Genomic DNA, 14,905 nt, shown 5'->3' with positions numbered 1-14,905 from the left:
ATGCTCCTGCGCAAGCTGCTGCTGGTCACGACCCTGCTGTCAGCGGGATTCGCCCACGCCGACATCCGCGTCGGCATCGACCTGTCCACCACCGGGCCGGCCGCGGCAATCGGCATCCCGTCGCGCAATACCGTGCAGATGTGGCCGCCCACGCTCGGCGGGCAGCGCGCGCAGTATGTGATCCTCGATGACGCCTCCGACCCCGCGTCGGCGGTGCGCAATGTGCGCAAGTTCATCTCGGAGGAAAAGGTCGACGTGATCGTCGGCCCCAACATCACGCCGACGGCGATTGCCGCGCTCGATGCCATTGCGGAAGGGGAAACGCCAATGGTGGCGCTGGCGGCCTCCGCCGCGATCATCGAGCCCGCCACCGACGCGCGCCGCCGCTGGGCCTTCAAGATGCCGCAGAACGATTCGCTGATGGCCACGATCCTGACGGAACACATGGCCAACCAGGGCGTGAAGACCGTGGGTTTCATCGGCTTCAACGACGCCTACGGCGAAAGCTGGTGGCGCGAATTCTCGAAGATGGCCGACGTGCGCCGGCTGCGCGTGGTGGCCAACGAGCGATTTGGCCGCACCGATACCTCGGTCACCGGCCAGGTGCTCAAGCTGATCTCGGCCAATCCTGACGCGATCCTTGTGGCCGGGTCCGGTACGCCGGCCGTGCTGCCGCAGAAGACGCTGGGCGAGCGCGGCTACAAGGGCAAGATCTACCAGACACATGGCATCGCCACGTGGGATTTCCTGCGCGTGGGAGGCAAGGACGTGGAAGGCACGCTGTTCCCCACCGGGCCGGTGGTGGTTGCGCGCCAGTTGCCCGATATGCATCCGGCAAAGAAGGTGGCGCTTGAATTCGTGACGCGCTATGAGGCGAAGTACGGCGCGGACACCGTGACGCAGTTTGCCGGCGACGCATGGGGAGCATGGCAGCTCCTCGACGATGCCAGCCGGCGCGCCCTCCAGAGCGGCGCGCGGCCCGGCACGCCGGCCTTCCGCCACGCCTTGCGCGACGCCATCGAAACCACGCAGCAACTCACCGTGCCCAACGGCGTGCTGAACCTGGGTGCGAAGGACCATCAGGGCTTCGACCAGCGCGCGCGCGTAATGGGCATCGTCCGCAACGGCAAGTTTGCCTACGCGGGAGACAAGTAGTCCGCCGCGCGCCCCTGCCTCGGGCAGACACGGCGCGATGTCACGGAAGGAAGCCAAAAAACACGGCTCAAGGAATCACTCATGACCACAGTTGCATTTATTGGCCTGGGCGCGATGGGCGCGCCGATGGTCGGCCACTTGATCGCGGCCGGCCACACAGTGCGCGCGTTCGTGCGTCGCGCCGAGGCCGCCGACGCCGCCCGCAAGCTGGGCGCGGAACCGTTCTTCACGCCCGCGGAAGCCGCCCGCGGCGCGGCGGTCGTCTTCACCAACGTGACCTCGTCGGACGATGTGCGCGAGGTCCTGCTCGGCAAGGATGGCGTGGCCGAAGGCGCCGCGCCGGGCACCATTTGCGTCGACCACAGCACCATCTCGCCGATCGTCACGCGCGAGATCGCCACGGCGCTGGCCGCGCGCGGCATCGAGGCGCTGGACTGCCCGGTCTCGGGCGGGACGATGGGTGCGCAGGCCGGCACGCTGACGATCATGGTCGGCGGCAAGGCGGAAAATCTGGAAACGGTGCGCCCGCTGCTGGAAGTTCTCGGCAAGACCATCACGCATATCGGCGACCACGGCGCCGGCCAGGTGGCCAAGCTGTGCAACCAGATCGCGCAGGTGGTGAACATCGAGGGCATTGCCGAGGCGATGCGCTTTGCAGGCGCGCAAGGCGTGGATACCGCAAAGGTGTTCCAGGCGATGTCCACCGGGCTGGCGGCCAGCCGCATGCTGGACATGATGGGTCCGAAGATGGTCGCGCGCGACTTCGCGGCCGGCATCGAATCCCGGCTGCACGCCAAGGACTTCGGGCTGGCGCAGGACATCGCCGATGAAATCGGCCTGGACCTGCCCGCGACGCGCGCCACGTCGGCGCAACTGGGTCAGTTGATGGACAACGGCTGGGGCAAGGACGACACGTCGTCCCTGCTGCGCGTGCTGGAACAGCAACAGCCCTAGACGCCGCCGATCATTGCCAGCAGGGCGCGAATCAGCGGGCTGCCGTCGTGCGCAAGGTCGTCCATCGCGTTGAAATGGTGGCGGCCCGGCAGCGGAATATCCTCGCGCGCGTTATCCGGCCATGCGGCGCGGATCAGCGCGTTCTGGCGATGGTATTCGCTCGATTCGATCTCGCCCACCGCCGTGATCAGCGGCGCACGGGTAGCCGGCTGCAGGAACGCCGGCGACAACCGTGCGACGTCCGCCTCCGTCAGTTTCAGGTCGGCTTGCAGGAAGTCCGCGCGGCGCAGCGGCTCCAGGTCATACAGGCCGCTGATCGACAGCCCGCCCTTGACCAGGTCCGCCGGCAGGTCCGCGCCCACCTGCGGCCAGAGCGCCGCCATCAGCATCGCCACGAGATGACCGCCGACGGAATGGCCGGCCAGGAAGATGCGGCGGCGATCATGACCGAGTGCATCGGCCTGCCGGTAGAGCCACGCCACGCTTTGCACCACCTGCCGCACGATTGCCTCGACCGTGACGGCCGGGCACAGCGAATAGTTGATCACCGCCACCGATACGCCACGCCGCGGCAACACACTGGCCACGAAGCTGTGGTCGCGCTTGTCCAGCGCGCGGTAATAGCCGCCGTGTAGGAAGATCAGCAACGGCGCGGGTGAGCCGGCGGGGCGCAGCGTGGCGGGAAAGTAGTCGAGCCGCTCGGCGTCGGCATGGGACGAGGCGGGGTCGCCGTATGCCAGGTCCTCGAAGAACGACATCGCGGCGGCACGCACCAGTGCGGAGTCGGCGGCCCAGCGCGCCATGTGCACGGCGTTGTCGGGCACCAGGGCCCGGTTGTTGTAGGCGCGGGCGTAGAACGCCGGGTCCTGCGAAGGCAATTCGGCAAGACTGGCCAGGGATGGCTGGGCTGACATGACAATCCGCTCCGGTGAGGTCTGGCGATGGGGCTGGCGATCGGGTCTCGATCAGGTCCGGGTACGCCGCCGACGGGGCCCGGACATCGAAGACGGCGTTGCGCGCTATCCTACCCCAAGCCGCGAACTTACTGACTTCACAGGAATCCGCATGGTCGTCAAACGCCGCCTGCGCGCGGGCCAGGATCGTCAGCTCGGACCGCCCCCTGCCGAAGCGGTGCCCCCCGATGCCACCTGCCCGCTGTGCGGACGCCCGCTGCTGGCCGATGCCAGCACGGACCTCCACCACCCGGTGCCGCGCAGCCGGGGCGGCCGCGAGGCGGTGCCGATGCACCGGGTCTGCCATCAGAAGATCCATTCGGTGTTCACGGAGGCCGAACTCGCCACGACGTATCACGACTGGAACGCCCTGCGCGCCCATCCGGCCATGGCGGATTTCATCCGCTGGATCGCCCGCAAGCCGCCGGGCTTCTATGACCGGAGCCGCCACACCCAGGCCCGCAGGGGGCACTGACCGGGACCCGGTTGTTCCGAGGGGGGATTTGCGGCATAATCCGCGGTTCATTGCTGCCGCGCGATGTCCGCTCTGGGTCATCGCCGCACACCCTGCCCGGGTGGTGAAACAGGTAGACGCAGGGGACTCAAAATCCCCCGCCGCAAGGCGTGTCGGTTCGAGTCCGACCCCGGGCACCATCAGCCTCAAGCGACTGATTCAAAAGAAAATTCTCCAGCGCAAGCACACTGGAACAGCCCTCTCTTCAAGAGGCATAGCCGCACGAATTTTCCGCAAATTTTCCGCACTGACTTCCCCATATTTTATCCCCCGTCTTGCAACTCCGCTGACATCGATACCTGCTACTCAGCTCAGCCTCAGTTGACACTAAATCGACCCTCGCTGCACTCACACATTCTGCAAACTAACTCTCCGGCAAGCCCTAATCCATCTAGGTCCGTCGAAGGCCGGCTGCTATCATGCAGGGTTATCTTAGAACAGTCGGTCTCGGTGACCGGCAATCTGCGCGAAGGAATACGAGGATGTCAGGCAAACCACCAATCACTACGCTTCCCGACGGTAAGGTCTGCGACTTCATTGATGGGACCATCCGCAACGACACTCCTGAAGAGTATGTTCGCCAGAATATCGAGCGACGCCTTGTAAAAGAACTCGGCTACAAGCCCGAGCGGATTGCTATTGAGTTCCCCATCAAGGTCGGGTCGTCAACCAAGCGAGTTGACATTGCCATTTTCCCAGAAGGTGCTCAGCACCTTCAGCAGCACATCGATATCATCATCGAGTGCAAGCACGAAAAAGTGAAGCCTACGGACAAGAAGGATGGTGAAGACCAACTCAAGTCCTACCTTTCCTCTTGCCCCAACGCTGCCTGGGGTATGTGGACCAACGGCCGTCACAAATCAGTTTTTCGGCGAATCGATGTCAAGGGAAGGGTCGTTTGGGAGGAGCCCAACGACATTCCAGCTCATGACGGGAACATTGACGACACCAACAGGCCTTCACGAGACAAGCTCGTACGGTCCACCGATGACAACCTCCTGTTCTCATTTCGCACGTGCCATGACCACATTTACATTACGGACGGCCTGCCAAAAGACAAAGCATTTTTCGAGCTTCTGAAAGTTATTTTTTGCAAAATTCATGATGAGCGCAACATCCCTCGTCCGCTTGAGTTCTATGCAACAGCCAAAGAAAAAGCAAGCCAAGATGGCCGACTGACAGTACAAAAACGGCTTGGGAAAATATTCACTGAAGTGAAGAAACGCTACCCTGCCATTTTTGATGCGAACGATGTTATTACGCTGAAACCTCGCTCACTTGCGCATATCGTTGGAGAGATTCAGCGTTACAGTTTCCTTGACACCCATATTGACGTTAAAGGAAAGGCATACGAAGAGTTGGTTGGAAGCAATCTTCGTGGTGACCGGGGAGAGTTTTTTACCCCCCGCAACGTTCAGCGCATGGCTATCCAGATGCTCGACGTCGAGCCAGGAGAGCGAATTCTTGACCCCTCCTGTGGGACCGGTGGCTTCCTTGTGATTGCGATGAACGAAGTAATAGCCCGTCTAAGAGGCTCTCTGCGTGGCATCCCGGAAAGCGATGCCTATCGGCAAGCCTTAAGCGAAAAAATACGAGATACGGCTTCGCGGAGTTTCTTCGGCTTTGACATTAACCGGGAGCTGGTCAAAGCCACCAAGATGAATATGGTCATGAACAATGACGGCTCTGGCAATATACTTCAATGCGATAGCTTATCCCATCCGCATGAGTGGGAGCCAGAATTCCGCGATAAGCTCGCAAGCGCACTGGAAATCGAAGCATCTGAGCTTCGAGGGCCAGACGACCTCGGTCATTTCGACATAATTGCAACGAACCCGCCTTTTGGTGGGAAACTACCGATATCCGACCGAGAAACGCTCTCGCAATATCAGCTTGCGCGCGTTTGGAAGGAGGAAGCGGGTCAATGGATTATGACGGACGACTTTCACGGCTCACGTCCGCCAGAGATTCTCTTTATCGAGCGTTGTTGGCAGTTCCTCCGCCCAGGTGGACGCATGGCGATAGTCCTCCCCGATGGCATTCTTGGGAATCCTGACCTCGAGTACGTTCGATTTTGGCTCATGGTGCATTGCAGAATTGTTGCTAGTGTCGACTTGCACCCCGACACATTCCAACCGAACAACGGTACGCAGACATCAGTCCTAGTCTTGCAGCGCAAGACTGAACAAGAAATGAGAAAAGAAGAGCGACAAGGCCGCCTTGACGATTACGAAATTTTCATGGCGCAGACTCTTGCTATTGGACACGACAAACGCGGCAATACTGTCTACAAACGGAATGACGACGGCGAGGAAATTCTCTTCCCGCCCACAGGTGAAGAAGCTGAATTTTTTGAACTCTCGGCATCGGGAGAGGCTTCGCGTCGCATTCTAAGACCGAGCAAGCAGGTTGACGATGATACGCCTGTCGTCGCACGTGAATTTCTGACGTGGAAGCAAGAGGCGGTGCTCGGATGGTAAAGCGCGCGCGGTCCGAAGCCGCAAGAGAACACCTTGCAAGCCGAAGTGTGGGTGTCAGGCTATCTGAGGTCTTCCAGGCCGGCATAAGGCTTGAAGCATCTGCCTATGCGCTGGACGCACGAAAAGCCGTTGCCGAGCTCAAAGAGTCCCGCCACTCTTTGCAGCCATTGCTTGGTCCGGGAGGAATGTGTCTTAGCGGAAATAACGCCTTTCGCTTCCCTCGTATTTATGTTGGTCCCGAGCGTGGAGTCCCGTTCCTTTCTAGCTCCGACATTATTGGATTGCGACCTGAGCGGGGGAATTACCTTAGCCTGAAGACCCCTCGACTCGACGAGCTAAAGATTCAGCCATGGGAGGTGCTGATTTCGTGCTCGGGCACTATCGGCAACATAAGTCTCGCCTCGCCACGAATGGCTGAATGGGCCGTGTCACAGCATGTGATTAGATTGACGGCACCCGATTCGGAGACCGCTGGCTTTGTGGCGGCGTTTCTGCGGTCCGAATGGGGCAGGCCACAACTCACCGGGATGACTTACGGCTCGGTGGTACAGCACATTGAGCCTCACCATTTGAACCGCGTCTATGCGCCAGCCCTGCCCGCCATAGCGCGCATACAAATTGGACGCAGCTTTGTGCGTGCCGCACAGCTTCGGGACGAAGCCAATGAGAAGCTTGATGAAGCCGATGTAGCTTTGCGCAAGGCTTTGAAGTTACCCCCACTTGAACGCCCAGTCCATGGTCCTATCGTAAATAGAATCAACGCCTCAAACTGGCAAGGTCGGTTGGATGCGACGTACCACGACCCTGTCGCCAACGGGCTGGTAGAAGCCCTGGAAGCCTCGAAGCACAAGATTGTGCCGCTGAACCACCCGGACTGGTCGGTGTCTGTCAATGGGGTCACTAAATTTCGGAAACGCGTTTACGTTCCAAACGGTGGTATTCCCTTACTTTCCAGCAAACAGCTGTTCCAAATCGACCCTATTGAGCAAAAAAGGCTCGCGAAAGGCGCGCACGAGGGCGACTTAGAAGAGATTTGTCTGGCGGAAAACATGATAGCAATTACGCGCTCTGGGACGATTGGGCGCGTGCAAATCGTTCCGAAGTACATGCACGGCTGGGCCAATAGTGAGCATACTATTCGAGTTGTCCCAAAGGATTCAATTGCTGCAGGCTATCTTTACGCGTGGCTCAGCAGCGAGTACGGGCAAACATTGCTCACTCGATTTAGCTATGGCTCGGTTATCATTGAAATCGACCGATTCATGGTTGCGAGAATACCAGTACCGACGGTAAGCAAGGATAAGACAATTGAAATTGCTGAGCTCGTACTCTGCGCGAATCGTCTTCGTGACGAAGCGTGGCAGTTAGAACAGGAAGCATTGGGTATCTTGCGCCAACAGATTAAAGGACGGCGCCGGGATTCAAGCTCGCCAACGTCACAGTAAGAGCTGCGCCGCAGAAGGGCAGCTTCCACATCACTGGGGCGCTCCGCTCCACGAGCCCGCGCCGCTTTTTGCTCTCGCCAAACGCCCGCCCCAGAGCGGGCGTTGTCTTTTTGCCTGTTCGCCAGCGGCGGAGCTGGCATCCTCAGTAAGGTGTGTCGACTCGGGTCCGACCCACCAGCGCTCGTAATACGGGGGCATTGTCCTGGCCCCCTGTTCACTCTTAGCCGCCTGATGGGCGGCGTCTAAAACTCCCGGCTAAGCCTGGCCGGAGGCCTGTCTCCGCTAAAAGGCTAAACCCGAATCGCACACTCCTGACGTAGACCTGCACCTGCGGGTCTGCCGAGCCACGGCCCGCCTTGAACAGGCGCTGGACCGGGCTCGCTACACATTGCATCCCAATTGTCAGGAGCGACTCATGTTTGACCCCCAACTGGCCCTCGAGGGCCGTACAGAGAAAGTACACACCCCTGCAATCTCCGATTGCGGCGCATTCGCGCCCGAAACCCGCGCCACGCGTGGCTCGGCGCGTAGACCCACCCCGAGTGCAGCGGTCCACAAAGTGACCACGCCCAGTGCTGGCGCGGCTTCGCGGGCAGCAGGCGTGCGCAGCAAGTTCATCAAGGTGCGGGTGGCGCCGGGCGAGTACGCCGGCATCGCGCGCCATGCCGATGCGGCCGGCCAGACTATGAGCGAGTACGTGCGCGAGCAGGTGCTGGCGGTCCACCGCACGCTGGACGTGCAAGCCGAGCTCGCAGCCCTGCGTGGCCTGGTGGCGGCGCCTGCACGGTCCACGGACAGCACGCTGGCACTGGAAGCAGTGTTGCTGCTGCGCGAGCTGGCGGCAGCGCGCGACGCGCAAATCCTGGGGCGTGTGCGCGCCCAATTGGCGCAGCAGACGCAGGGAGGACGGGCATGAGCACGCGCGACCCCTTCCTTGGTAGCTTGCTCATCGTGCTGGACCGGACCTGCATGTGGCTCACGCTTACGAGCGTCAACTTCATGGTGCTGTGGGCGGCGGTGTGGCAGCGCGGCCTGGGCCTGTCGTGGGGGCTGGCCGTGCAGCAACTGCAAGCGGTGTTCACCGGCGGTGCCGAGCGGCTGACCGTGACGCTGTTCGCGCTGACGCTGGCGGTGGCGGTGCTGGGCACCAGTGTGCTGTGCGCGTGGCTGTTCGCCCGCTGGCGCCGAAAGGGCGAACTGCGGGGTGGTCACGTGCGCGGCCCGAAGCTGGAGGGCTGACATGCATGGCACCCTTACGCTTGCCGGCGTGCCGCTGCCGCGCGAATCCGAGCCACTGCACTGGCTGCTGGCCGGCAGCACGGGCGCAGGCAAGACCACCGCCGTTGGCGAGCTGCTCGCCGGCATCCGGGCGCGCGGCGAGCGCTGCATCGTGTGCGACCCCAATGGCGGGTATCTCGCTGCCTTCGCCGAGGACGGCGACCGGCTGCTGAACCCCTTCGACGCGCGCAGCGAGCGCTGGAGCCTGTTCAACGAGCTGCGCCGCGACTTCGATGCCGAGCGCCTAGCGCGCAGTGTAGTGCCCGACGGCCAGGGCGAGAGCGCGGCCTGGCACGGCTATGCGCAGGGGCTGCTGGCCGAACTGCTGCGCGCGCTGGTGCGCACCGGTGACACGTCAACCGAGCGCCTGTTGCACTGGAGCGGCGTCGCCCCGGCCGCCGAGCTCGCGCGCCTCTTGGCGGGCACTCCGGCGGCGGGCCTGTTCGACCCCGAGGCAGCCAAGGCGCTGGCCTCGACGCGCTTCGTGCTGGCCACGCGGCTTGCACCGCAGCGTTACCTGGCGCCGGGTGCGTTCAGCCTGCGCACCTGGCTGGAGACTGAGGCGGGCAGTCTGTTCCTGACCTGGCGCGCGGACATGCAGACGGCGCTGGCGCCGCTCGTGGGCACCTGGGTGGATGTGCTGGCCAATGCTGTACTGTCATTGCCGGCCGACCCGGGCCGGCGCCTGTGGCTCATCGTGGACGAACTGGCCGCGTTGGGGCCGCTGGCCTCGCTGGAGGCGGCGCTGACGCTGGGGCGCAAGCATGGCCTGTGCGTCGTGGCTGGCCTGCAGAGCACGGCGCAGCTGGACCGGCTCTACGGGCCGGATGCGGCGGTTGTGCTGCGTTCCTGCTTCCGAAACTTGCTGGTGCTAGCGATTGCGCGCACCGACCCCGACACCTGCGAAGCACTGTCGCGCTCTCTGGGCGAGCGCGAGGTGCAGCGGGCGGAGGCCTCTCGTTCGCAGGGCAGCCAGGGTACGAGCCGGGGCGCAAGCCTTGCGACCGTGCAGGAGCGGCTGGTGCTGCCGTCTGAAATTGCCACGTTGCCCAATCTGCAGGGCTACCTGGCCCTGACCGGTGATACGCCGGTGCGCCGCGTTGCCCTGGTTCCGCAGACGCGCGACACGGTGACCGAGGCCTACGCCGAAGAGGCTGCATGCTGACGCTGGCGCCGGTGACCTCCGGGGCGGCCGCTGCTAGCTACTACGAAGCGGCCGACGACTACTATGCCGAAAACGGCCAGGCGCCCAGCGTCTGGTGGGGCGGCGGGGCCGAAGCGCTGGGCCTGGCCGGGACGGTCGATACGGCAGCCTTCAAGGCGCTGCTGGATGGTGAACTGCCGGACGGCACCACAATGCACCACGGCGGCGAGGGTCCGCGCCGGGCGGGCACGGACCTGACATTCAGTGCGCCCAAGAGCGTGTCTATGCAGGCGCTGATTGCGGGCGACCGTTGCCTGCTGGCGGCGCACGACACGGCCGTGGCGCGGGTGCTGGCGCACATCGAGGACCGGCTTGCTGCGTGTCGGGTGACAGAGTGGCGTCACACGCGCACGGAATCGACCGGCAGCCTCGTGGTGGCCAGCTTCCGGCATGACCTGTCGCGTGATGCCGACCCGCAGTTGCACACGCACGCGGTACTGTTGAACCTCACGCAGCGCGACGATGGGCAGTGGCGCGCGCTTGATGCCACGGAGCTCTATGCACAGCAAAAAATGCTGGGGGCACTATACCGGGCCGAGCTCGCACGCGAGGTCCAGGCACTGGGATATGCGGTGCGGCTGACACACACGGATGGCCGCTTCGAGCTGGCGCATCTCACAGACGCGCATGTGGCAGCCTTCAGCAGCCGCAGCCAAGCGATAGCGAGCGCGCTGGCGGCGTTGGGCAAGGACCGCAGCACGGCGACAGCGGCCGAGCGCGAGATTGCCACACTGGCCAGTCGCAAGACCAAGGGTGAGCTAGACCGCACGACGCTGCGCCAGCTGTGGCAGGACAAGAGCGCAGCGCTCTCCATCGACTACACGGCGCAGGCCCCCGAGATGCTGAGCGAGGACGAGCGCCAGGCGCGGGCCGCCACGGCCGTGGACTTCGCCATCTTGCACCTAACCGAGCGCCAAAGCGTCGTGCGGCATGAGGCCGTAGTGGGCTGGGCGCTGGGCGGTGCCACCGGGGCGGCAACGCTAGCCGACATCGAAGCCGCGTTGGCGGCGCGCATGGCCGATGGGAGCCTGCTGGCCTCGGACGGCTGGTACACGACCGCCGCCGCGCAAGCGCTGGAGCGTGAACTGCTGAACATAGAGGCACGGGGGCGCGGGACGCTCACGCCAATTGTGCGCCAGGGCTGGCGGCCAAGCACAGACGACGGCGCACTCAATGCCGGGCAGTGGGGCGCGGCAAGTCTGATACTGACAAGTGCGCACCGGGTGGTAGGGGTACAAGGGCGTGCCGGTACGGGCAAGACTCGCATGTTGACCCAGGTGCGCGACACGGCGGCCATGCACGGCTGGCGCTGCGTGGGACTGGCACCTTCGGCGGCGGCTGCGAAGGAGGTGGGTGCGGCCGGCATCGAGGCGAAGACCATTGCCGCCTTCCTCGCGCGCAACGGCGGCGGGCTTAATGCCCGCACGCTAGTAGTGCTGGACGAGGCCGGAATGGTGGCTGCCCGCGATATGCATGCGGTGCTGGCGGCGGTGGAGCGCACCGGCGCCCGCATCGTGCTGGTGGGCGACACGCGGCAGTTGAAGGCGGTCCAGGCGGGTATTCCGTTCGCGCAGTTGCAGATGGCGGGGATGGCGACCGCACACATGCAGGATATCCAGCGCCAAACCAGTGCGACTCTCAAAGCGGCGGTGGAGCGCGCGGCCGAGGGCGAGGTGGCGGCGTCGCTCAGGCTGCTCGCGCCCCGCATTGCCGAGGTGGCCCATGCGCGTGAGCGTTATGCGACCATCGCACGCCATTACACAGCGCTACTTCCGCAGGCACGGCAAGAGACGCTCATCGTGGCCGGCACGCATGCGGCGCGCGAAGCAATCAATGCGGAGGTGCGTGCGCGGCTGAACCTCACCGGCACCCCGGTGCGCATCCTGGTGGGACGGGACCTGACCGAGGCGCAGCGCAAATGCGCGATGTCGTACCAACCGAACGACGTAGTGCAGGTGCAGAAGGACTATGCCGCGCTGGGCTTGGCGCGCGGGGAGTTGGCCAAGGTAGTATCCGCACAACCTGGCCGAGTGACCCTGCTTCGCGAGGACGGCAAGACGGTGGAGTGGCGTCCGGCCCAGAATCCGCACGTGGCCGTGTATCGAATGGTCGAGCGTCATATGGCCGTCGGCGACCGGGTGCGTGTCAGTGCTAATGACTATGGGTTCGGTCTCATCAACGGAGAGTTCGGCACGGTATCAGAGTTGACGCCCGAGACGCTCACGCTAACAAAAGAAACGGGGATGCAGGTAGTACTGGACCTGCACCAGCCGTTGCACTTGGAACACGGTTACTGCACTACTGTGCACAGCGCACAAGGACAGACTTGCGAGCGGGTGATGATAGACGCGGACGTATCGAGCTCGATGGCCAACGAGAGCTTGTACTACGTTGCCATTAGCCGTGCCCGCAGTGAGGTGCTCCTGTACACGGATGACCGTAGCCTGCTGGCGACAGCGATGAGCCGCTTGGACATGAAGACGGCCGCTCTTGACCTAGGGAAAAGCCATTGGGCGCTGGGTTCGTAGCAGCGGAACTCACCCAGAGGCCCCTGCAAATCGGGGCATCTCCTTAAGGTAGCGATAGCTGCTGCCGATAAGTGATAGCCGGTATTGATGCCGGCCCTGAGTATCAAACCTAAGCTTCAAGACAAGGAATAAGGAATGACAGCGACCAAAGGGTATGCAGCAAAGCCGACTCCCATAATTTTTGAGCATGTGGATGGTGAGAAGGCAGCTAGCGCTTACATCGAATTTGGCGGGTGGTGCACGAAGACCCGCAAGCTCGGGTCGATTCGCGTCGCAGATTTGGCGACTATGCCGGGGGCTGCAGTCATTTCCTGGGTCCTCGACAGTCTAACTGCTGCCGTCGAAGCCGGAGTAATGGATGACGAAACCTATCTCCAGAAGCTTTTTTCTAGCCGAGAAGACCTCGATGCTTTCGTTCATGCGTTGCGCGAGGAAAGTGACATCCTGTGGGTAAATGACCGACATTTCCGGGCGCTGGAAGCCCTAACAGGATATGGGGACGAGCATCTGTTGACCTATGCAGCTATTGCCGATGCGCTCGAACTCGAAGCCGTAGATTGCGATTTGTAGGATTGCATCGAACGAAGCCTGTTTTCTGGCTCTTGGGACGGGCAAGGCAGTCCTCTCCGCCGGACGGGCTCGGGAGCCTGGCGAAGCAAAGCTTAACCAGGCTCCACGACCCTGCAGCGTAACCATGAATCTGGCCGCCTCAAGGGTTCGCTGCGCCAGGCTTCGCCCGCCCTTGACCCGGCCAAATTCACCTACTCGAAATACGAGAGAGGGGGCTTCGTGATACCGAACTAAAGCTTATGTCGGAGTCCAAGCTCATCGAAAGTACTTGCCGAGCTCCATCATGTCCAGCACCTAGGCAGCTTGTAGAAGAGCGCTCTCTTCGCCTCCTTCTGGCAGCGAGAGCAATTTAAAGTCGTCAACAGAATGACCCGCTTGTTTGAGACGTTCCGCAGTTTTTTCAGACATCGGCCGCTCGCCCACCAGCTCAAGCAAAAACTCAGCGGCGTCATTGGCTATGGTTCTCAAAGTGGTTAAGTCGTGCTGAATGTACTGCTTCGTAATCTGACTGGCAGACACCACCATATTCCTATCATCCACAGCCCATTTGTGAGTTAGCAGCACTGCCACCTTGTCTATCTCGGCTCCGAATCGCAATCTAGCTGCTGATGCGAAGGTCCGACGCAGGTCATGAGCCGACACACGCGGCAAATCGCATTCCATGCACACTGTCTTTAAGGCGTCGCTCACCCTACTAAGGTGCGGAGGCGAGCTTGTTCCGTGTCGCTTGGGAAAGATATAGGGGACCTGACTATCATCGCGTCCTTTCCTACTTCTTAGCAACTCGATAACGTAGTCACTGAGTGGCACCACCCCGGTGAAGCCCTTCCAACCCGCCTGCCCAGGCAATACGTAATAGAACCCTTCATCGAGATTTAACTGGTCCCAACGCATGCCCAGCGCACCAGAGAGCCGCATCCCACTCATGAAAAGAAGCTTCAACGCATCTTTACTATCTCGCCGCGTTAAAGCGACATCTATTCCTTGATAGAAGCTTCGTAGCCGAATTGCTGGGAGGTGCCTTGCGCGTGGTGTCGGAGCAATGAAAAGGCGCCGTAGCCGTACCTTGGTCATCGGATTGACGTCGGCCTTATCCAGGCCCATCAAAAAACTATATACGGCCGACACAATGTTGAGCATGTACAACGCTTTCGACTTTCCATGCGTCGTATCAACATCGCCTAGGAACTTCGTCCACTCGGTGACGGACACGTCTGTCAGTTTCAGGTCCTTAACCGGCTGGAGAGCCGCACGATACCACTTCGTATAGTCAGTCTTTGTTGCTGGGCTGAGCGGCTGCCCGCCCCTTGTTCGCCTGTCTCGAAGAAATGTGTCCCATACTTTGGCCAGAGTGGAATACTCAGCATCGGCCACTTCCGCAGCTCGCTGGTCCGGCGATTTGTTAGCTTGCTGCATTTGCGCAATCGCCCAAGCCTTCGCCTGCTCGTAGTCAAACGATGTCAGGCCATCTGCGAGTCCTGCATGGGCCGCGACCCCCTTCTTGGTAAGTCGGTGTTCTAGCCCGGCCGAATCACGGAATCGAGCAAACCAGACGGCCTTGAGTTTGGGCGAGACTTGGAGACCGAGAGAAGGAAAATCCTTGTCCGTGTATCTACCCGGCTTCCGAATTGCCCCGCCAAAGACCGCGCTTCTGGAGAGATTAATTCTCTGCGCCTTATCTCGTGCTGCAAGTTTTTTCTCTTCTGTCACAAGGCACCCGGAATTTCCGCAAATTTTCCGCAGATTCTATACTTTCCGGGCATACTTCACCACTTTTCCGTAAAACCACCGTCGTAACGATGCTAAAAAACTACGTAAAATCAA

The 14,905-nt window shown here is 61.8% G+C and carries 12 protein-coding genes and 1 tRNA gene; 11 read left to right on the top strand and 2 right to left on the bottom strand.

The annotated features are described in order from the left end of the window. Nucleotides 1–1,155: an ABC transporter substrate-binding protein gene (locus AC1DOX_RS10555; protein ID WP_441615827.1), complete on the top strand. Its 1,155-nt coding sequence runs from the start codon at nucleotides 1–3 to the stop codon at nucleotides 1,153–1,155. 81 nt (nucleotides 1,156–1,236) lie between these two features. Beyond that, nucleotides 1,237–2,109, top strand: a complete 873-nt coding sequence (locus AC1DOX_RS10550; RefSeq protein ID WP_441615825.1) for an NAD(P)-dependent oxidoreductase — start codon at nucleotides 1,237–1,239, stop codon at nucleotides 2,107–2,109. Here AC1DOX_RS10550 and AC1DOX_RS10545 read toward each other — a convergent pair. Then, nucleotides 2,106–3,023: an alpha/beta hydrolase gene (locus AC1DOX_RS10545; protein ID WP_441615823.1), complete on the bottom strand. Its 918-nt coding sequence runs from the start codon at nucleotides 3,021–3,023 to the stop codon at nucleotides 2,106–2,108. The two genes, AC1DOX_RS10550 and AC1DOX_RS10545, sit on opposite strands and share 4 nt — an antisense overlap. A gap of 151 nt (nucleotides 3,024–3,174) precedes the next feature. Between AC1DOX_RS10545 and AC1DOX_RS10540 the strand changes: the two genes are divergently transcribed. From AC1DOX_RS10540 to AC1DOX_RS10500, 9 genes are all read left to right on the top strand, one after another. Further along, nucleotides 3,175–3,537 carry an HNH endonuclease family protein gene (locus AC1DOX_RS10540; protein WP_441615821.1) on the top strand — a complete coding sequence of 121 codons (363 nt, stop codon included), beginning with the start codon at nucleotides 3,175–3,177 and terminating at the stop codon, nucleotides 3,535–3,537. 94 nt (nucleotides 3,538–3,631) lie between these two features. Beyond that, nucleotides 3,632–3,716 (top strand) — tRNA-Leu (locus tag AC1DOX_RS10535). Nucleotides 3,717–4,058: 342 nt separating this feature from the next. Beyond that, nucleotides 4,059–6,056, top strand: coding sequence for a type I restriction-modification system subunit M (locus AC1DOX_RS10530; protein WP_477114013.1), 1,998 nt, complete (start codon nucleotides 4,059–4,061; stop codon nucleotides 6,054–6,056). Next, complete coding sequence (locus AC1DOX_RS10525) at nucleotides 6,050–7,501, top strand: restriction endonuclease subunit S domain-containing protein (protein WP_477114012.1); 1,452 nt, start codon at nucleotides 6,050–6,052, stop codon at nucleotides 7,499–7,501. Before AC1DOX_RS10530 ends, AC1DOX_RS10525 begins: the two co-directional genes overlap by 7 nt. A 415-nt stretch (nucleotides 7,502–7,916) precedes the next feature. Continuing rightward, on the top strand, nucleotides 7,917–8,417 hold the full coding sequence (locus AC1DOX_RS10520) for a plasmid mobilization protein (protein WP_477114011.1): 501 nt from the start codon (nucleotides 7,917–7,919) through the stop codon (nucleotides 8,415–8,417). Beyond that, complete coding sequence (locus tag AC1DOX_RS10515) at nucleotides 8,414–8,740, top strand: hypothetical protein (protein WP_477114010.1); 327 nt, start codon at nucleotides 8,414–8,416, stop codon at nucleotides 8,738–8,740. The genes AC1DOX_RS10520 and AC1DOX_RS10515 overlap by 4 nt, the downstream gene beginning before the upstream one ends. Nucleotide 8,741: 1 nt before the next feature. After that, nucleotides 8,742–9,944 carry a type IV secretion system DNA-binding domain-containing protein gene (locus tag AC1DOX_RS10510; protein WP_477114009.1) on the top strand — a complete coding sequence of 401 codons (1,203 nt, stop codon included), beginning with the start codon at nucleotides 8,742–8,744 and terminating at the stop codon, nucleotides 9,942–9,944. Next, on the top strand, nucleotides 9,938–12,511 hold the full coding sequence (gene mobF, locus AC1DOX_RS10505; protein ID WP_477114008.1) for a MobF family relaxase: 2,574 nt from the start codon (nucleotides 9,938–9,940) through the stop codon (nucleotides 12,509–12,511). Before AC1DOX_RS10510 ends, mobF begins: the two co-directional genes overlap by 7 nt. A 135-nt stretch (nucleotides 12,512–12,646) precedes the next feature. Continuing rightward, nucleotides 12,647–13,081 carry a hypothetical protein gene (locus AC1DOX_RS10500; protein ID WP_477114007.1) on the top strand — a complete coding sequence of 145 codons (435 nt, stop codon included), beginning with the start codon at nucleotides 12,647–12,649 and terminating at the stop codon, nucleotides 13,079–13,081. A gap of 294 nt (nucleotides 13,082–13,375) precedes the next feature. Here the strand turns inward: AC1DOX_RS10500 and AC1DOX_RS10495 are convergent, their stop codons facing one another. Next, nucleotides 13,376–14,791 carry a tyrosine-type recombinase/integrase gene (locus AC1DOX_RS10495; protein ID WP_477114006.1) on the bottom strand — a complete coding sequence of 472 codons (1,416 nt, stop codon included), beginning with the start codon at nucleotides 14,789–14,791 and terminating at the stop codon, nucleotides 13,376–13,378. Nucleotides 14,792–14,905: the final 114 nt, after the last annotated feature.

This window comes from Cupriavidus sp. 01L415 (genome assembly GCF_056400065.1).
Note: the sequence above shows the minus strand (reverse complement) of the source record. Positions and strands in the feature narration are given on the sequence as shown.